The sequence below is a fragment of the Brevibacterium sp. 'Marine' genome (genome assembly GCF_012844365.1).
GTDB lineage: Bacteria > Actinomycetota > Actinomycetes > Actinomycetales > Brevibacteriaceae > Brevibacterium.
In genome coordinates this window covers 1529809-1545420 of record NZ_CP051626.1, presented here as the reverse complement: position 1 = coordinate 1545420, position 15612 = coordinate 1529809, and the positions used below count along the sequence as shown (strand labels likewise).

Here is a 15612-nt window from a genome sequence, read left to right as displayed (position 1 = left end):
GCAGCAACCTCGCGCGAGGTTGCTGCGCCGCCGTCAGGTAGTAAATAGGGGTTGGTCGGTGGGCGTGGGGCTATGGTGAAGGCACTATGGTCAACTCCGCGTCGTTTGAGAACATCCTCAGCAGCACCGGGATCCTCGAGGCCGGCCTGCTGCTGGCCAGCTTCGTCCTGTGTTCCCTCATCGGCTTCGAACGGCAGTTCCGACAAAAGGCGGCCGGGTACCGAACTCATGTGCTCGTGGGCATCGGCACCTGCGCCTTCACCCTGATCTCCGCGTATGGATTCGCCGGAGTGCTCGAGAACGACGTCCGCCTCGACCCGTCACGGATCTCCGCGCAGATCGTCTCCGGAATCGGGTTCCTCGGCGCCGGAGTCATCTTCAAGGGACGCAACATGGTCCGCGGACTCACCACCGCCGCGACGATCTGGGTCACCGCGGCCGTCGGCATGGCCTGCGGCGCGGGAATGCTGCCCTTGGCCACGATGCTCACCGCCCTGCACCTGTTCACGCTGTTCGTCATTGCGCCCCTCATCCGCAAGATCCCCGACAGCGACCACCGCAAACTCCTGCGCATCACCTACCACGACGGGGCCGGTGTCCTCCGCGAGATCCTCGCCCTCGCCGGCCGAATGGGATTCGCGAACACCATCGTCGATTCGCGGCGCTTCGAGTCCGCCGATGGGACGCGAATGGTGCAGGTCGACGTGAGGTTCGACGGCAAACGGCCGCTGCACCTGCTCGTCGCACCGCTCATGGAGCTGAGTGGAGTCGAAACGGTGAGTATGCGCGAAGACCGCGTCCACTCAGTCGATGATGACGGCGATTCCGTCTGAGCAGCAGACAGACTCAGAAATCGACGCTCGAGAGCACGGCCTCGATTCCGGTCCGGACCCGCAGCCGGGAAGGCTCACCGAAGACGGTCGCTTGGACGACGGCCCCTTGGATCATGGCCAGCAGCCCCGGCACCATCACCGACGCCCGAACCCGGGCGGTTTCGGCGTCCACTCCCCGCTGATCCTGCAGATAGAGAGCGAGATAGTCGGTGAATTCCCCGATGAGGGATTCGAAGACACCGCCGGCGAAGCTCGCGAATTCTTTGTCATAGGAGGACTCACCCCACACCTGGACCATCACCGAGGCGAACGGATTGTCGATGAGCAGGGAGTCGATGAGCTCGAGGAACACCTCGACCGGAGCCGTCACCTCGCCTCCGGACTTGGCCGTCTCGAGCACCGCCATGCGCGGCTCCATCACCCGGCGGGCGACGTCGATCATCAGATCGGCCTTCGACGCATAGTAGACATAGACGGCTCCGGCCGACAGTCCAGCCTCCTTGACGATGTCGGCCATCGACGCGCCGGCGAACCCCCTGCGCGCAAAACAGGCCAGCGCGGCATCTTGAATCCTGGCACGCATCGCACTCTTGTGCTCCTCGGTGACCTTCGGCACATCTCCCCCAAAAACGAATGACCATTCTTGATATATCGTAGCCGATGGATTCATAATGAACGAGTATTCGTTTTCGATGATTGGACCGACATGCCGACCCAGATACTCAGCAGAGAAGACAAGGCCGCCCCCTCGGCAGTGAGCGAGACACCGGAGCAAGCGGCGCCGGCCGCTCCCCTGCAGTTCGGGCGGGCCCTGCTCGTCGCCGTCCTCGCAGCCGCCGTCGTCAGCCTCGTCATGCTCGCATTCAGCTGGCCGACCGTGACCTCGGACCCCAAGGATCTGCCGATCGCCGCGGTCGGGGACGAGGCGCAGATCGACCAGATCGCCGGCAACGCACCCGACGGCATGCTCGATCTCACGACCGTCGATACCCGCGCCGAGGCAGTCAGGCTCATCGAGGAACGTGAGGTCTATGGCGCCTTCGTTCTCGAGGACGAACCGGAGATCCTCATCGCCAAGGCGGCCTCCCCCGCAGTCGCGCAGCAGCTCAGCACAATCGGCACCCAGATGCAGCACAGCATCGACCAGCAGGCGATCTCGGGCCTCCAGGAGGGTTCGAAGAAGTTGCAGGAGCAGATGCAGAGGGCCCTCGAGGCCGCTGCCGCCGGTCAGGCCCCATCACAGGGCAGCCCAGCCGGCGATGGCGCCGATCCGGTCGCCTCCGCGCAGGAGGTACCGCAGGTCACGATCACCGACGTCGTGCCGCTGTCCGATGACGATCCCTCCGGTGCGGGCCTGGCCATCGCGGGTCTGCCGCTGACCCTCGGCGGCATCATCGGCGGTGTTCTGACGAGCATGGGCATCCGCTCACGGCGGATGCGCTTGGTCGGCACCCTCGTCTACGGAGTCGTCGGAGGTCTGGCCCTGGCACTGATCATGCAGACCTGGTTCGGCATCCTGCAGGCGGATTTCGCGATCAACGCCCTGGCGATCGGTTTGTCGATCGCGGCCACGGTCGGCCTGATCAACGGCTTCGTCTCGCTCATCGGCCCTGCCGGCATCGCCGTCGGTGCGGTGCTGACCATGTTCATCGGCAATCCGATCGCCTCGCTCAATCAGCCGAAGGAGTTCCTCGCCGGCTCCTGGGGAGAGATCGGCCAGTTCTTCGTCCCGGGTGCGGCGGGCACCCTGCTGCGCGATCTCTCCTACTTCCCCGACGCGCCCCTGGCGCTCCAGTGGTGGGTGCTCAGCGCTTGGCTCGCCGTCGGCATCGCACTCATCCTCGTCGGCCACGTCATCGCCCACAGAAAGGCGCACGCGGCCGCCCACTGACGAGCCGTGCAGGTGCTGGACTCCCATCGATCCTGGTCTTCGCTTGATCGGAGGACTAGGCTCGGTGGGAGTCTGTGGTTTCACATGTGAGACCGAGAGGATGACATGGTGGCACCGAGCGATGTGACGATCTGCCGCACCTGCGGGGTGGAGACGACGACGCCTCCGCCTGCACTATGTCCGATCTGCGAGGACGACCGGCAATGGGTTCCGGCCTCCGGCCAGCAGTGGACGGCTCGGGCAGAGCTCGAGTCCGAGGGCCATCGCATCAGCACTGCGGAGCGGGAACCGGGCCTCTTCGCCATCCGCGTCGAACCGAAGCTCGGGATCGGGCAGACCTGCTATCTCGCCTGCACCGATTCCGGCAATCTGCTCTTCGACGTCCCCGCTTATATCGACGCCGAGGCGGTCGCGGCGGTCCGCGAGCTCGGCGGAGTTGCGGCCATCGCCGCCAGCCACCCGCATATGTTCGGCACCCAGCTGGAATGGAGCGCCGCATTCGACGATGCCCCTGTCTTCGTGTGCCGGGCCGACCTCGAATGGGTGCAGCGGACCGGGCCGGCCATCTGCCCCTATTTCCACGAGACGGAGCCGGTTCCGGGAGTGAGGCTCCGGCGCGTCGGCGGTCATTTCCCGGGCAGTGCGGTGGCGATGTGGACGGGCTCCGACGGCACCGGAGTCATGCTCAGCGGAGATTCCATCGGCCCGGTGGCACGGACCGGGTGGGTGACCTTCATGCGCAGCTTCCCGAACTATCTGCCCCTGTCGGCCGCGGTCGTCAGGCGCATCGCCGCCTCGGTGGCAGAGCTCGACTTCGACCGCATGTACGGCAACTTCGGCCAGTCGATCGGTTCCGGAGCCCAGGCCGCGGTCCAGACCTCGGCGGAACGCTATGCCGAATGGGTCTCCGGCGAGAACGATCACCTCACCTGAATTCTCCGCCGGTCGGTGGGACAGGAGCCGAATGCGCCTCGTCGGTCAGCGAGACCGGAACTGCGCGGTGACCGGGCAGTCGAAGGGATCGGCTTCGCCGAGGCCCACCCGGTTGAGATAGGCGATGATGATCTTGTAGGACTCGAGCAGGGTCGTCTCCGTGTAGGTGATGTCCTTCCGGCGGCAGTATTCGCGGACCATCGGCTGCACCCGGTGCAGATTGACGCTCGGCATGCTGGGGAACAGATGATGTTCGATCTGGTAGTTCAGCCCGCCCATGAGGAACCCCATGAAGCGACCGCCGGAGATATTGCGTGACATCAGCGTCTGACGACGCAGGAAGTCGATCTTCACATCTTTGGGAACGATCGGCTGGCCCTTGTGGTTGGGGGCAAAGGAACCGCCCATATGCACGCCGAAGACGGCGAGCTGGACGAGGAAGAACACGCTGCCGATGAGGGGACCTGCCGCCCAGATGGCGAGCGCGGGGAACCCGATGAGGCGGATTCCGATGAAGACGCCTTCGATCCAACGGCGTTTGATCGATGACTGGCCGCGGACGATGGCTTTGATGGATTCGACGTGCAGCTGGAGACCGGCCAAGGTCAGCAGGGGCAGGAAGAACCAGCCCTGACGTGCCGCGAACCATTTGGCCAGGCCCGTGCGTTCACGTGCATCCTCAGGAGTGAAGACGAGGGCGCCGGGAGCGATGTCTCCGTCGACTCCGGCCTTGTTCGGATTGGCGTGGTGAAGCGCATTGTGCTTCTTCAGCCACCATCCGTAGCTGAGCCCGATGAAGAGGTTGCCGATGATCGTCGACACCCACTCCCCCACTTTTCCGCTGGTGAAGATCTGCCGGTGGGCCGCGTCATGGGCGACATAGGCGGTCTGGGTGAACAGGGCGCCGAAGACCACTGCGGTCGCCATCTGCCACCAGCTCTCGCCGATGAGGAAGAGCATGGCGAAGGACACGACGTAACCGAGTCCGAGGAGGACGAAGCGCAGGGTGTTCCAGCCCGGTCGTCTGGCCAACAGGCCCGCTTCTTTGACCTGAGCCATCAGCGCACTGAAATCGCTGGTGAATTCCTGCTCGGCGGTGCCCCTCTTCGCTCTCCTGCGTTCGAGCACTGCGGCCCGCGTGGACCGATCCGGTGCCGGAGTCGACAGTGCGGTCGCAGTTGGGGAAGACGGTTCGGAGGCCATGAGGTCAGACGGGTTCATGGTCCCCACCGTATGGATGTCCGCGCCGTTTTTCGTCACCCCTGGGAGCCGTTCTTCACCCCCTACTCGGGTAGGGGGTGTCCGAGCTGAGACCGTGTCCGGGGCTCAGCTGTTGGGGATGACGAGACCGGATTCGTAGGCGGCGATGACTGCTTGGGCACGATCGCGGGCGTCGAGTTTGTACAGGATCCGGGACACGTGGGTCTTCACGGTCTGCACTGCGATGTGCAGGCTCGCTGCGATCTCTGTATTCGAGGCTCCGCGGGCGACCTGGATGAGGATCTCGCGTTCCCGGTCGGTGAGTTCGGGCAGGGCCGTGCGGTTGGGCGTCTGCCCGCCGGTGGCGAAGTGCTCGATGACCCGTTTGGTCACACTCGGGGCCAGCAGCGCCTCGCCTCCGGCGACGATGCGCACCGCCTCGGCGAGTTCACCAGGTGGAGCGTCCTTGAGGAGGAATCCGCTGGCCCCGGCACGGATGGCGTCGAAGACGTAGTCGTCGATGTCGAAGGTGGTGAGCATGATGATCCGGGTCGCGGCATTCGCAGCGACGATCGCGCGGGTCGCTTCGATTCCGTCCATCAGCGGCATCCGGACGTCCATGAGGACGATATCGGGGGCAAGGTCGGCGACGAGTTCGACGCAGCGTGCACCGTCTTCGGCTTGTCCGATGACGTCGATATCCGGATGGGCGCTCAACAGTGCGGCGAAACCGGCGCGCACCATCGCCTGGTCATCGGCGATGACGGTCCTGATCATGAGATCTCCTTGTCCGTGCCCGACGCGTCCGTGCCCGACGTGTCCGTGCCCGAAGTGTCCGTGCCCGACGTGTCCGTGACCGGTGTGCCGGTGGTCGGTTCACTGCCGTCGGTGAGAGGTTCGCGCGGCGCCAGCGGCAGCACTGCTTCGACTTCGAAGCCTCCGTCGGCAGTGGCTCCGGTGCGGATCTCTCCGCCGACGGAGGCGGCGCGTTCGCGCATGCCGATCAGCCCCTGCCGGTCGTGCTTGTCATGTTTCGCGGCTTCGCCGGGGCCGTCGCCGTGATCGTTGGTGACGCTGATCCAGACGGCGGAACTGCCGCCGCGGATGCGGATGGCGATGGTGGAGTTGCGGGCGTGGCGGATGGCGTTGCTCAGCGCCTCTTGGATGATGCGGTAGCCGACGAGTCCGGTGCTGTCGCGCATGAGGTCGTCGATGGGTTCACCGCTGCGTTCGACGCTGACCTGGACTCCCGCCTGTCGGGCTTTGTCGACGAGCGGATCGATTTCGGAGAATTTCGGCTGGGGCGCCAGTTCGCCTCTGCCTTCATCGTTGCGCAGGACGCTGAGCAGCCCGCGCATCTCCGTCAGCGCGGTGCGGGCCGAGGTGGAGATGACGTCGAACTCTTTGGCCACCTCCGGGTCGATACCGGCATGACGGAAGGGTGCGCTGGAGGCCTGGATGTTGATGATCGACATGCTGTGGGCGACGATGTCGTGGAGTTCCCGGGCGATGCGCGCCTTCTCCTCGATGGTCACTCGTTTGGAGTGCTCCTCCGCGGTGTTCTCCTTCTCCTGGACCAGCTGGGAACGGATGAGCTGCCATTGTTGGATGATGACCGCGGCGAGATAGACGCCGCCGGCGATGCAGGAGTAGATGAGGATGTTGACGATGGCGCCATCGGTGCGGGTGTCTGCGACGAGCAGATGAGTGATGAGCACCGCGGCTGCCGAGCCTGCGATGCTGCCGAGCAGTGCGCCAAGGGCGACTCCCCAGTGGGCGCGGAGTCCGATGATGAGGATGATGACGATCTGAGTGATCATCATCGGGACCATCCACGGCCAGGGCACCCCGGACACGTGTGGCCCCAACAGCGGCAGCACCGTGCAGGCGGCGATCGACATGAGCGTGCCGAAGAGCGGGCGCAGCATGGACAGCGGCATCGATCCGACATGGACGATGGTGACGATGAAAGCCAGTGCGACGGGGGCATCGTTGACGGACACGGCGATCGACGATTCCACCGCCAGCATGACGATGGCCAGCACGATCACCGCGACCCAGGCCAGCGCCTCGGGGTTGAGTCGACGGTTCGGCGGCATGAACCTGTCGAAGACTTTTGTGACCATCACAGACACCCGGTTCCCTTCTGCGATTCCGGTCGACCGTTGCGATCATAGCGCCTGGACTGCTTCATCACCTGGGAACGGCACATGGTGGTCGGCCGGGCCGGGACCGGGCACGCCCGTTCAGTCTCTGCGGATTCCTTCGGCCAGGTGCGTATGTTCTGTTCCCGCAAATCTCTCCCGGCTGCCCCAGGACAGCACGAGGTAGAGCACGAAGGAGATGGCGAAGGACGGGATCGTCGCTCCGATCGGGCTCGGATAGGCGTAGGTGAGCACGTAGGAGGCAAGAGCGCCGAGGATCCATACGCCGACGGCCACCCAATTGATTCCACGCGTGTAGGAGTAGTCGCCGCCGGAGTCCTTGAGGATGTCGGGTGAGTAGGCACGGCACTTGATGATGTAGTAGTCGACGATGAGGATCGCGAAGACGGGGACGAAGAAGGCCCCGATCATCACCAGGAAGTCGGTGTACTGGTCGAGCAGGGCCAGCCACGTCGACCCGATGATCGAGATCGCGCCGAGGATGAGCGCCGTCGGCAGGAATCTCAGCTTCGTCTTACTCTGTGCGCCGACGACGGAATTGACCATTCCATAGACGACCATCGTGTTCGTGGCCATGACGGAGAGGAAGATGACGATGGCCAGTGCCCACCCGAACTCGGCGGCCAACGCCGTCGGGTCGAATTCGGCCGGGTCTCCCCCGTCGAGCAGGATGAAGCTGAACGCCGTGAGACCGAGCAGCATCGCCAGCACGGTCGAGCTCAGGTAGCCCAGCCCCGATCCGACGATTCCGGCTTTCTGGGTGCCGGCCAGCCGGTTGAGGTCACCGGAGAGCACGGTCCAGGAGATGGCTGTGGAGATGACGATATCGAGCGCGAGAACCGGAGTGAAGCCGAGTTCCGGCAGGCTCTCGATCCCTGCGTATTCGCTCGGTGAGTGTCCGGTGAAGGCGATGACGAAGACATAGGCCATGACCAGCAGGATGAGGAGAGCGAACCAGGGTTCGGCCCTCTCGATCCCTTCGTGGCCGAGGACCGCCAATCCGACGACGAGCGCCTGGCAGAGCACGGAGAAGAGGATCGGGTTGGAGAATCCCGTCGTCTGGGCGACGACGTAGTTGACGCTGATTCCCGCCAACATGGCCTGCACCCAGCTCCACCCCATGAGGATGATGACGTTGGCGGCGACGGGCAGGAAGCTGCCCTTGGCACCGAAGGCACCCCGGGTGATGGCCATGGTCGCCAGGCCCGTACGGGTGCCGATGTTGCCGATGAGCGTGAGCACGACGGTGCCGATGATCGTTCCGCCGATGATGACGATGACCGCCGTGGTGAAGTCGACGCCGGGGACGAACAGAGTTCCGGTCAGCAGGGTCGTGACGACGAGGTTCGCGGCCAGCCAGATCATGAACATCCGTCCCCCGCTCAGGGTGCCGCGGATGACCCCGGAGTCCTGACCGGATTCCAGTCGCTGCTCCAAACGGCGGTACCAGTTCACTGCGCGGCCTCCTCGGTGTCGGTTGTGCTTTGAGCGGCACCGGGCCCAGCGGCCGAGGAGTCCCCGGCCGCGTCCGGGACCGTGGAGAGGTGTTCGTGGATGCCGATGAGCTCACCATCGCCGAGGCGGCGGAAGATGATCGATTCGCGCTCCCGATACGATTCGCTGCCGTCCACCGTGTTCACAGTGGTGTCAACGGTATGGGAGAAGACGGCTCCGCCGGGGAAGGTCTGCACCAGCCGATCCGACGAGGTGCAGGCGGCCACTGACCATCCGTCGGCCAGCCACGAAGCCCACTCACTTTCGTACTCCGCACGAGTGTTCAGACGTCGGGTTTCAGGATGGAAGACGAACGAGGCGTCCTCCGCGAAGGCGGCGAAGTACGCGTCGGTGTCGGTGGCGGCAAAGGCCTCGACGATCGCCGAGGCGGCCGTGAGCACAGCGGATTCGCTGGGTTCCGGTATGGATTCGTGCATGGTCGACGGCGACCTTTCGTTGGCTGAGACGGAGAGTTGCGCACCCAGAACCAGTGGACTCCGAGGCGGTCAGTGAGAGCTGAGAAACACACTAGCGATCCAGTGACCAGGCGCACTATCCATGATGGACGAATTCTGTTCGACTCTATACGGGGCGGCGAAACTGCGGCAGAGTCCTTCCGGGGAACGTCGCTCTGAGTTCAGATGCCGAATGGGCCTGATCACACCAGGTGACATGCATTAATTTGTGTCGCGTGCCCCTGTGCCGGCGTATATTCGCCGGCTGACGTTCAATGGAGAGGCTGAGTCCATGAGTGCAGAACTGATCTGCGTCGTCGTCCTCGGACTGATGTTCGTCATCGGAACCTGGCGGGACATCAATATGGGTCTGCTCGGGTTCATCGCGGCTGCCGGCGTCGGCGGCCTCGTCCTCCACCAGGCTCCAGAAGAGTTCCTTGCGGGTTTTCCCGCCGATCTGCTCCTCACGCTCGTGGGCCTGACCTACCTCTTCGGCTTCGCGCAGAACAACGGCGTGATCGAAGTGATCGTCCGTTGGTGCGTGAAGCTCGTCGGCGGGCGGATCGGGCTCATGCCTTGGATCTTCTTCGTACTCACGGCGGTGCTCATCTCGCTGGGAGCGCTCTTCGCTGTGGCCATCATCGCGCCGCTGGCACTGTCGTTCGCACGCCGGCATAGGATCAATCAGTTCATGGTCGGTCTGCTCGTCGTGCACGGAGCCTTGGCCGGCGCCTTCTCTCCGATCAGCGTCTACGGCATCTTCATCAATGACTATCTGACGAAGAACGGTCTCACCCCGACTCCGCTGACCCTGTTCGTCGCCCCGTTCGTGTTCAACATCGTCTTCGCCGTCGTGGTCTGGCTCGTCCTCCACAGCAGGCCAGGACTGCGCGCCGATGCCGACGTTACGCTCGCAGAATCCGATTCCGCCTCTGACAGCGGAACGACGATTCGTCTCACGCGGTCCCAGATCCCGACTTTGATCGGGCTCATCGCCATGGCGCTGTCAGTGATCATCTTCAGTTGGGATGTGGGCCTGGTGACCATCACGATCTCGGTTGTACTCGCCGCCGTCGACCCCTCCGCTGGCAAGGCTGCGATGTCGAAGGTCTCGTGGTCGATCGTCATCCTCATCTGCGGAGTGCTCACCTACATCGCAGTTCTGCAGGAAGCCGGGACCGTCGAATGGGTGTCGGCCGGCATCTCGGCGATCGGCGTCCCTCTGCTGGCGGCACTGCTGCTGTTCTACATGTCGGGTCTGATCTCGGCGCTCGCTTCGTCCTTGGCGATCATCGGAGTCGTCATCGCACTGGCAGTGCCGTTCCTCGAATCGGGAGACGTGCATATCGGAGGATTCGTCGCGGCTCTGGCGATCGCGGCGACCATCGTCGATATCAGCCCGTTCTCGACCAACGGCGCGATGCTCCTGGCCAATGTCCACCCGAGCATTCGCGACCGCTACTACAGGCAGATGATCGGCTACGCCGGTCTCATGTGCCTCATCGGGCCCGGACTCGCCTGGGTGGTCGCCGCGGTTCCGACCGTGATAAGCGGCTGAAGATCCACCGCGGCGGGGCCGCGCAGGCCCGATGCGGCTCACATATGCCCGGTGGTGAGGAACTTCTCGTGCCAGGACAGAGCCTCGCCGAGGATGTGCGGGGTATGCCGGCCTCTCGGGTTCGCGGCGATCGACCGCTCAAGGTAATCGGTGAGGCGGTCCCGGTAGTCCGGATGGGCGCAGTTGTCGATGATCTTCCGTGCCCGGGCCACCGGCGGCAGTCCGCGCAGATCGGCCAGGCCCCGTTCGGTGACGAGGATCTGAGTGTCGTGCTCGGTGTGGTCGATATGGCTGGCGAACGGCACGATCGCAGAGATCGCTCCCGCCTTGGCCTGCGAGTTCGACACGAAGAAGTTGAGGTAGGCGTTGCGCGCGAAGTCACCGGAGCCGCCGATGCCGTTGATGATCGACGAACCGGTCACGTGCGTGGAATTCACATTGCCGTAGATATCGGCCTCGACCATCCCGTTGATGGCGATGACGCCGAGGCGACGAATGGCTTCCGGGTGGTTCGACATCTCCTGAGTGCGCAGCAGGATCCTGCCCTTGTACGACTCGATCCGATCGTTGAAGTCCGCGGCCCGCTCGGCCGAGAGCGAGAACGCCGTCGCCGACACCGAAGGGAGCTTGCCGCTGTCGATGAGGTCGAGCATTCCGTCCTGGATGACTTCCGTATAGGCGGTCAGACCCTCGAACTCACTGTCGGCGAGATTGCCCATCACCGCGTTGGCGACATTGCCGACACCCGACTGCAGCGGCAGCAGCTCCGGCGGCAGTCGATCTGCGGCGATCTCGTGGCGGAGGAAATCAACGAGGTGGCCGGCGATCGCCTTCGAGTCCTCGTCGGCAGGTTTGAACGGCAGGTTCCTGTCCGGAGCATTCGTCTCCACCACGGCGACGACCTTCGCAGGGTCGACGCGCAGGTACGGATCACCGATGCGCTGCATCGGCTCGAGCAGCTGGATCGGCAGCCGCTCGGGAGGACGGCGGGTTCCGTAGTAGACGTCGTGGAAGCCTTCGTAGCCGCGCGGATGCCAGTCGTTGACTTCGAGGATGACCTTATCGGCCAAGTCCAGCCACGTCTTCGAATTCCCCACCGAGCTGCCGGGCACCAGCAGGCCGTTGGGCAGGATCGCTGCGACTTCGACGACGGCGACATCGAGGTTGCCGTAGAAACCGAACCATGCCTGCTGGGCCGAATGGCTGAGGTGCGTGTCGACATACGCGGTGTCACCGGAGTTGATCGACGCCCGCATCGCCGGATCGGATTGGAACGGCAGTCTCTTGCTCACCGCGTTCGCCTCGGCGAGCACTCCGTCGAGCTCCGGCGCCGTCGATGCTCCCGTCCACAGTTCCACGCGGAAGTCTTCGCCCTGATCGTGGGCGGCGCGAGCGCGTGCAGCCACTGCCCCCGGCACTGCTTTCGGGTACCCCGAACCGGTGAAACCGCTCATCGCCACGCGTTGGCCATTGTCGATGTGGCGGGCCGCCTCCTCGGCGGTGACGGTCTTCGTGCGCAGTTCCGGGCAGGTGATTCTCGACATGGCTCGCAGTCTATCGGGCGGCCGTGTGCTCGGCCGAGGCGGTCCCGCTGTCGTTGCCGGAGACTCCGTATCCGCTGTCGAAACGTTCGGCGCCGACGTCGCCGAGTGTCGACTCGGGTTCGCTGCTTCGCATCGCGGGCTCAGCCTTCGACTGTCGAATCGCCGTCTGAGACAGGCTCGGCACTGGTATCGCGACGATCGTCGCCAACAGCAGAGCCAAGGTGAAGATCATCGTGCCGATGACCAGAGGCATACTCAGTGCCAGCACCCCGACGATCACAGCCGGCGCACCGGCCCCGGCGTAGAAAGCGAGATAGAGTGCCGCGGAGATGCCGGCCCGGTGCTTCGGCGGAGTGAGCACGTCGATCTCCCGGTTGGCTCCCCAGTAGCTCAGCCCGTGCCCGACACCCGTGGCCACGGCCGCGAACACCATGATGATCTTCACCGCCGCGGGGCTGATCTCCGGCAGATTCGATGACAGCAGGAGTGCCGCACCGAGCCCCATGAGCGTCAGCCCCAGGGTCTGCGCCGCACGAGGTTGGAGTTTCGGCGCTATCAGCTGGCTCGTGGCCGAGACGACAAGGACCGAGCCGACGATGAGTCCGGAAGTCAGGGTGTCCGAATTCGGGATGATCGATTGTGCCATCGACGGCAGCAGAGCAAGGAAGAGGCCAAGGGCCGTCCAGCCGATGAAGCCGGTCAGTGCGGCGATGTTGAAGTTTGTGCGCATGGCGCCGGGCACCGACGGCCACGTCGGCCTCCACCGCTGGCGTGTGATCGGCCGCTGCAGCGGCATCATCGCGATGAGGACCATGACGATGATGATGAGGACCACCATGACGAGGAAAGGCAGAACGAGCGGCGCGGTCGACAGAGATGAGACGACACCCGCGAGTATCGGGCCGAGTCCCGACCCCAGGACGAATGAGATCGTCGCCAGAGTCGATCCCAACCAGACTCTCCGTGCCGGTGAGGCCTCGACCATCAGAGCGATTCCGGCACCTGTGCCGAGTCCGAGTCCGATGCCGACCAGCGCCCTGCCGATGAACAGACCGGCGATTCCCGCGGTGTCGATCCCGAAGATCGCCGTACCGAACCCGACCAGCCCGATCGCGGCCAGCAGCACCGGCTTGCGGCCGAAGGCGTCCGCCGCCGATCCGAACAGCAGCAGGGACGGCAGACAGCTGAAGACATAGGTGGCGTAGAGCGACGTCATCAGGGATTCCGACATGCCGTGTGCTTCTTGCAGCAGCGGATACAGAGGGCTGGCCATATTCGCGGCCGCAGAGAGGATGAGCAGGACCAGCGCACCGAAGCACAGCTGTCGCCTCGTCCCTCTGATACGTGCGTTCTCAGCCAATCGGAACCTCCATCTCTTCGTCTCAGCATCTGTGGCCGCAGGGGCCGCAGGTGCGTCCCCAAGTCTGATCTGCGGATCGTGGAGACCAATTCGTCGCGCCCTGTCGGTTCCATGATGGAGCCACACGAGTATTGTTGTCTATCGTAAGAACTTACACGTAACCATTCGATAGGATCACATGATCGACAGTCGGCTCACCATGTTGAGCATGATCCACCGACACGGCACGGTCACGGCCGCGGCACACTCATTGCGCTACTCGCCATCGACGGTGTCCCACCAGGTCAAACAGCTCGCCGCGGAGCTCGGAGTCACTCTGCTCGAACAGCACGGACGCAATGTCAGGCTCACTCCGGCGGCCGAGGCGCTGCTGCGACATGTCGATGTGATGTCGGCAGAATGGGAGATGGCGCTGGCCGATCTCGGTCGCTTCTCCGAGACTGTGTCCGGCTCGTTGGGTCTGTGCGGTTTCTCCACCGCCGCCAGTCTGCTGCTGCCGCCGACGATGCGGGCTCTCAATGAGCAGTTCCCGCATATGCAGACCCAGACGATCGAGGCCGAACCCAGCGAATGCTTCGACTTTCTGCTCTCCGGAGATGCCGATATCGGCATTGTTGTCGCGGCTCCCGACATCCCTGCCGGCGGTGATGATCGGTTCAGTCACCACTTCCTCATCGACGATCCGCTCGATCTCATATTTCCCTCGACCACAGATTGGCGGACCGCGCATCGGTCACAATCGCCGAAACCGTCGACGAGACATGGATTCTGGGCAGGCCCGGCACCGGATACCACCAACTCGTCATGGCCAGCTGTGCGGCAGCCGGGTTCGCACCCCGCATCGGGCATTTCGCCGACGACTGGAACACCGGAACTGCGCTCGTCCACGGCGGCTTCGGAGTTTGTGTGGCCTCACGGATGTCGCGGTCACAGGATCTCCATCCGGTGCGCCGGATCCCCATCAGCGGTGACAATGCCCCGTCACGACATATCACGGCCGTAACTCGGACCGGGGCAGATACCCGTGAGACGGTGGCTTTCGCGCTCGAGACGCTGTCGGTTGAGACGAAGCGTCTGATGAGCAGCCTCGGGGAGGGACTTCGAGGTTGACTACAGCGCTCAGTGTGCCTCTCTGACGACGCGGAATCCGATATTCGATGCCGAGGAATCAGGTGTGTTCGAGGAGCGGGCTGCCACCCGATAGCGGTTGCAGTAGGAGTCGTGGCACAGGAACGATCCTCCGCGCATGATCCGCTTCTCTCCGGTGTCAGGGCCGCGGGGATCGGTGTGCGGGGAATGCTGGTAGTAGTCGCGAGCGAACCAGTCGGCGCACCATTCCCACACGTTGCCGACGGGGTTGTACAGCCCCAGTCCGTTGGGGGTGAAGTGTCGGGCCGGTGCGGTGCCGACGAATCCGTCGTCGAGGGTGTTCATACGCGGGAATTCGCCCTGCCAGATATTGCAGTTCCACTCCCCGTCGATCAGCAGCCGGTTGCCCCACGGGTAGCGGCGGCCCTTGAGTCCGCCCCGAGCCGCGAGTTCCCACTCGGCCTCGCTCGGCAGCCGAGTCCCGGACCAGTTGCAGAAGGCGCGGGCATCGTCCCAGCTGATGTGGACGACGGGATGGTCTCCCCGACTGTCGATGGTGGATCCGGGCCCTTCGGGTGCGGCCCAGTTCGCCCCTGAGACTTCGACCCACCAGGGCACACCCGGGGCCCGCCCGAGGACGTGAGCTCGTGCCCCTGGGTTGGACTCCAGGAGCATGGCGAACACCGCCGAGGTGCCCAGGTGCTCAGCAGTGGTGACATACCCGGTGTCGGCAACGAACCGGGCGAAATCATCGTTCGTCACGCTTGTCGTCGCGATCTCGAATTCGGTGAGGCTCACGCGGTGACGTGGTCCCTCACCGTCGGAGGGATGCCCGTCGCCGAAGGGATCGCCCATGTCGAAGGTGCCGCCGGAGGTCACGAAGTCGAAGCTCAACGCGGGCGTCGGTTCCGAGCGCACAGGCGGACCAGCGACAGGCTTCGAAGGATGACTGTCCGCCACGGCACGGCTGACCGCTGGGGCGCAGCACGAATGGCCGTTCTGTTCCCCGGCGGCGCTCAGATCTCCGGTCGTCGTCACGTCTGGGCTCCCTCTTCTCTCCGGTTCCGCCTCTGTATTGGGCAGAGTCTGG

The 15612-nt window shown here is 64.3% G+C and carries 15 protein-coding genes; 5 read left to right on the top strand and 10 right to left on the bottom strand.

Annotated features, from left to right (window positions below; translation table 11 throughout):
* Positions 1-86 precede the first annotated feature (86 nt).
* Positions 87-833: an MgtC/SapB family protein gene (locus tag HF684_RS06845; RefSeq protein ID WP_169251884.1), complete on the top strand. Its 747-nt coding sequence runs from the start codon at positions 87-89 to the stop codon at positions 831-833.
* 13 nt (positions 834-846) lie between these two features.
* Here the strand turns inward: HF684_RS06845 and HF684_RS06840 are convergent, their stop codons facing one another.
* Positions 847-1449, bottom strand: a complete 603-nt coding sequence (locus HF684_RS06840) for a TetR/AcrR family transcriptional regulator (RefSeq protein ID WP_248279153.1) — start codon at positions 1447-1449, stop codon at positions 847-849.
* Positions 1450-1539: 90 nt separating this feature from the next.
* Between HF684_RS06840 and HF684_RS06835 the strand changes: the two genes are divergently transcribed.
* Together HF684_RS06835 and HF684_RS06830 are read left to right on the top strand one after the other, a co-directional pair.
* Complete coding sequence (locus HF684_RS06835; RefSeq protein WP_169251882.1) at positions 1540-2724, top strand: ABC transporter permease; 1185 nt, start codon at positions 1540-1542, stop codon at positions 2722-2724.
* A 105-nt stretch (positions 2725-2829) separates the two neighbouring features.
* On the top strand, positions 2830-3657 hold the full coding sequence (locus HF684_RS06830) for a hydrolase (RefSeq protein WP_169251881.1): 828 nt from the start codon (positions 2830-2832) through the stop codon (positions 3655-3657).
* 45 nt (positions 3658-3702) lie between these two features.
* On the opposite strand, the gene HF684_RS06825 is transcribed toward HF684_RS06830, so the two are convergent.
* From HF684_RS06825 to HF684_RS06805, 5 genes are all read right to left on the bottom strand, one after another.
* On the bottom strand, positions 3703-4878 hold the full coding sequence (locus HF684_RS06825; protein WP_248279152.1) for an acyl-CoA desaturase: 1176 nt from the start codon (positions 4876-4878) through the stop codon (positions 3703-3705).
* 105 nt (positions 4879-4983) lie between these two features.
* Positions 4984-5634, bottom strand: a complete 651-nt coding sequence (locus tag HF684_RS06820) for a response regulator transcription factor (protein ID WP_169251880.1) — start codon at positions 5632-5634, stop codon at positions 4984-4986.
* Positions 5631-6983 carry a histidine kinase gene (locus HF684_RS06815; protein WP_169251879.1) on the bottom strand — a complete coding sequence of 451 codons (1353 nt, stop codon included), beginning with the start codon at positions 6981-6983 and terminating at the stop codon, positions 5631-5633. Before HF684_RS06815 ends, HF684_RS06820 begins: the two co-directional genes overlap by 4 nt.
* A 120-nt stretch (positions 6984-7103) precedes the next feature.
* Entirely contained in the window at positions 7104-8477 is a 1374-nt protein-coding gene (locus HF684_RS06810) for a cytosine permease (protein WP_248279151.1), read from the bottom strand.
* Positions 8474-8953 carry a nuclear transport factor 2 family protein gene (locus HF684_RS06805; RefSeq protein WP_248279150.1) on the bottom strand — a complete coding sequence of 160 codons (480 nt, stop codon included), beginning with the start codon at positions 8951-8953 and terminating at the stop codon, positions 8474-8476. Before HF684_RS06805 ends, HF684_RS06810 begins: the two co-directional genes overlap by 4 nt.
* A 310-nt stretch (positions 8954-9263) precedes the next feature.
* Between HF684_RS06805 and HF684_RS06800 the strand changes: the two genes are divergently transcribed.
* Positions 9264-10529 (top strand): SLC13 family permease, encoded by a 1266-nt coding sequence (locus HF684_RS06800; RefSeq protein ID WP_169251878.1) that lies wholly within the window; start codon positions 9264-9266, stop codon positions 10527-10529.
* A gap of 38 nt (positions 10530-10567) precedes the next feature.
* Here the strand turns inward: HF684_RS06800 and HF684_RS06795 are convergent, their stop codons facing one another.
* From HF684_RS06795 to HF684_RS18750, 3 genes are all read right to left on the bottom strand, one after another.
* Complete coding sequence (locus tag HF684_RS06795; protein ID WP_169251877.1) at positions 10568-12073, bottom strand: acetyl-CoA hydrolase/transferase family protein; 1506 nt, start codon at positions 12071-12073, stop codon at positions 10568-10570.
* Positions 12074-12083: 10 nt separating this feature from the next.
* Positions 12084-13433 carry an MFS transporter gene (locus tag HF684_RS06790; RefSeq protein WP_169251876.1) on the bottom strand — a complete coding sequence of 450 codons (1350 nt, stop codon included), beginning with the start codon at positions 13431-13433 and terminating at the stop codon, positions 12084-12086.
* Between the two features lie 247 nt (positions 13434-13680).
* On the bottom strand, positions 13681-14097 hold the full coding sequence (locus HF684_RS18750; protein WP_248279149.1) for a hypothetical protein: 417 nt from the start codon (positions 14095-14097) through the stop codon (positions 13681-13683).
* A 50-nt stretch (positions 14098-14147) separates the two neighbouring features.
* Here HF684_RS18750 and HF684_RS18745 point away from each other — a divergent pair, with 50 nt between their 5' ends.
* Complete coding sequence (locus tag HF684_RS18745; protein WP_248279148.1) at positions 14148-14543, top strand: LysR substrate-binding domain-containing protein; 396 nt, start codon at positions 14148-14150, stop codon at positions 14541-14543.
* A 9-nt stretch (positions 14544-14552) separates the two neighbouring features.
* On the opposite strand, the gene HF684_RS06780 is transcribed toward HF684_RS18745, so the two are convergent.
* On the bottom strand, positions 14553-15560 hold the full coding sequence (locus HF684_RS06780) for a formylglycine-generating enzyme family protein (protein ID WP_211168084.1): 1008 nt from the start codon (positions 15558-15560) through the stop codon (positions 14553-14555).
* Between the last annotated feature and the right edge of the window lie 52 nt (positions 15561-15612).

Excerpts from the sequence above, each read along its gene's own strand:
- HF684_RS06830 (WP_169251881.1), top strand. The coding sequence starts at position 2,830 with ATGGTGGCACCGAGCGATGTGACGATCTGCCGCACCTGCGGGGTGGAG.
- HF684_RS06825 (WP_248279152.1), bottom strand. The coding sequence starts at position 4,878 with ATGAACCCGTCTGACCTCATGGCCTCCGAACCGTCTTCCCCAACTGCG.
- HF684_RS06800 (WP_169251878.1), top strand. The coding sequence starts at position 9,264 with ATGAGTGCAGAACTGATCTGCGTCGTCGTCCTCGGACTGATGTTCGTC.
- HF684_RS06820 (WP_169251880.1), bottom strand. The coding sequence starts at position 5,634 with ATGATCAGGACCGTCATCGCCGATGACCAGGCGATGGTGCGCGCCGGT.
- HF684_RS06845 (WP_169251884.1), top strand. The coding sequence starts at position 87 with ATGGTCAACTCCGCGTCGTTTGAGAACATCCTCAGCAGCACCGGGATC.
- HF684_RS06835 (WP_169251882.1), top strand. The coding sequence starts at position 1,540 with ATGCCGACCCAGATACTCAGCAGAGAAGACAAGGCCGCCCCCTCGGCA.
- HF684_RS06815 (WP_169251879.1), bottom strand. The coding sequence starts at position 6,983 with ATGGTCACAAAAGTCTTCGACAGGTTCATGCCGCCGAACCGTCGACTC.
- HF684_RS06795 (WP_169251877.1), bottom strand. The coding sequence starts at position 12,073 with ATGTCGAGAATCACCTGCCCGGAACTGCGCACGAAGACCGTCACCGCC.
- HF684_RS06805 (WP_248279150.1), bottom strand. The coding sequence starts at position 8,953 with ATGCACGAATCCATACCGGAACCCAGCGAATCCGCTGTGCTCACGGCC.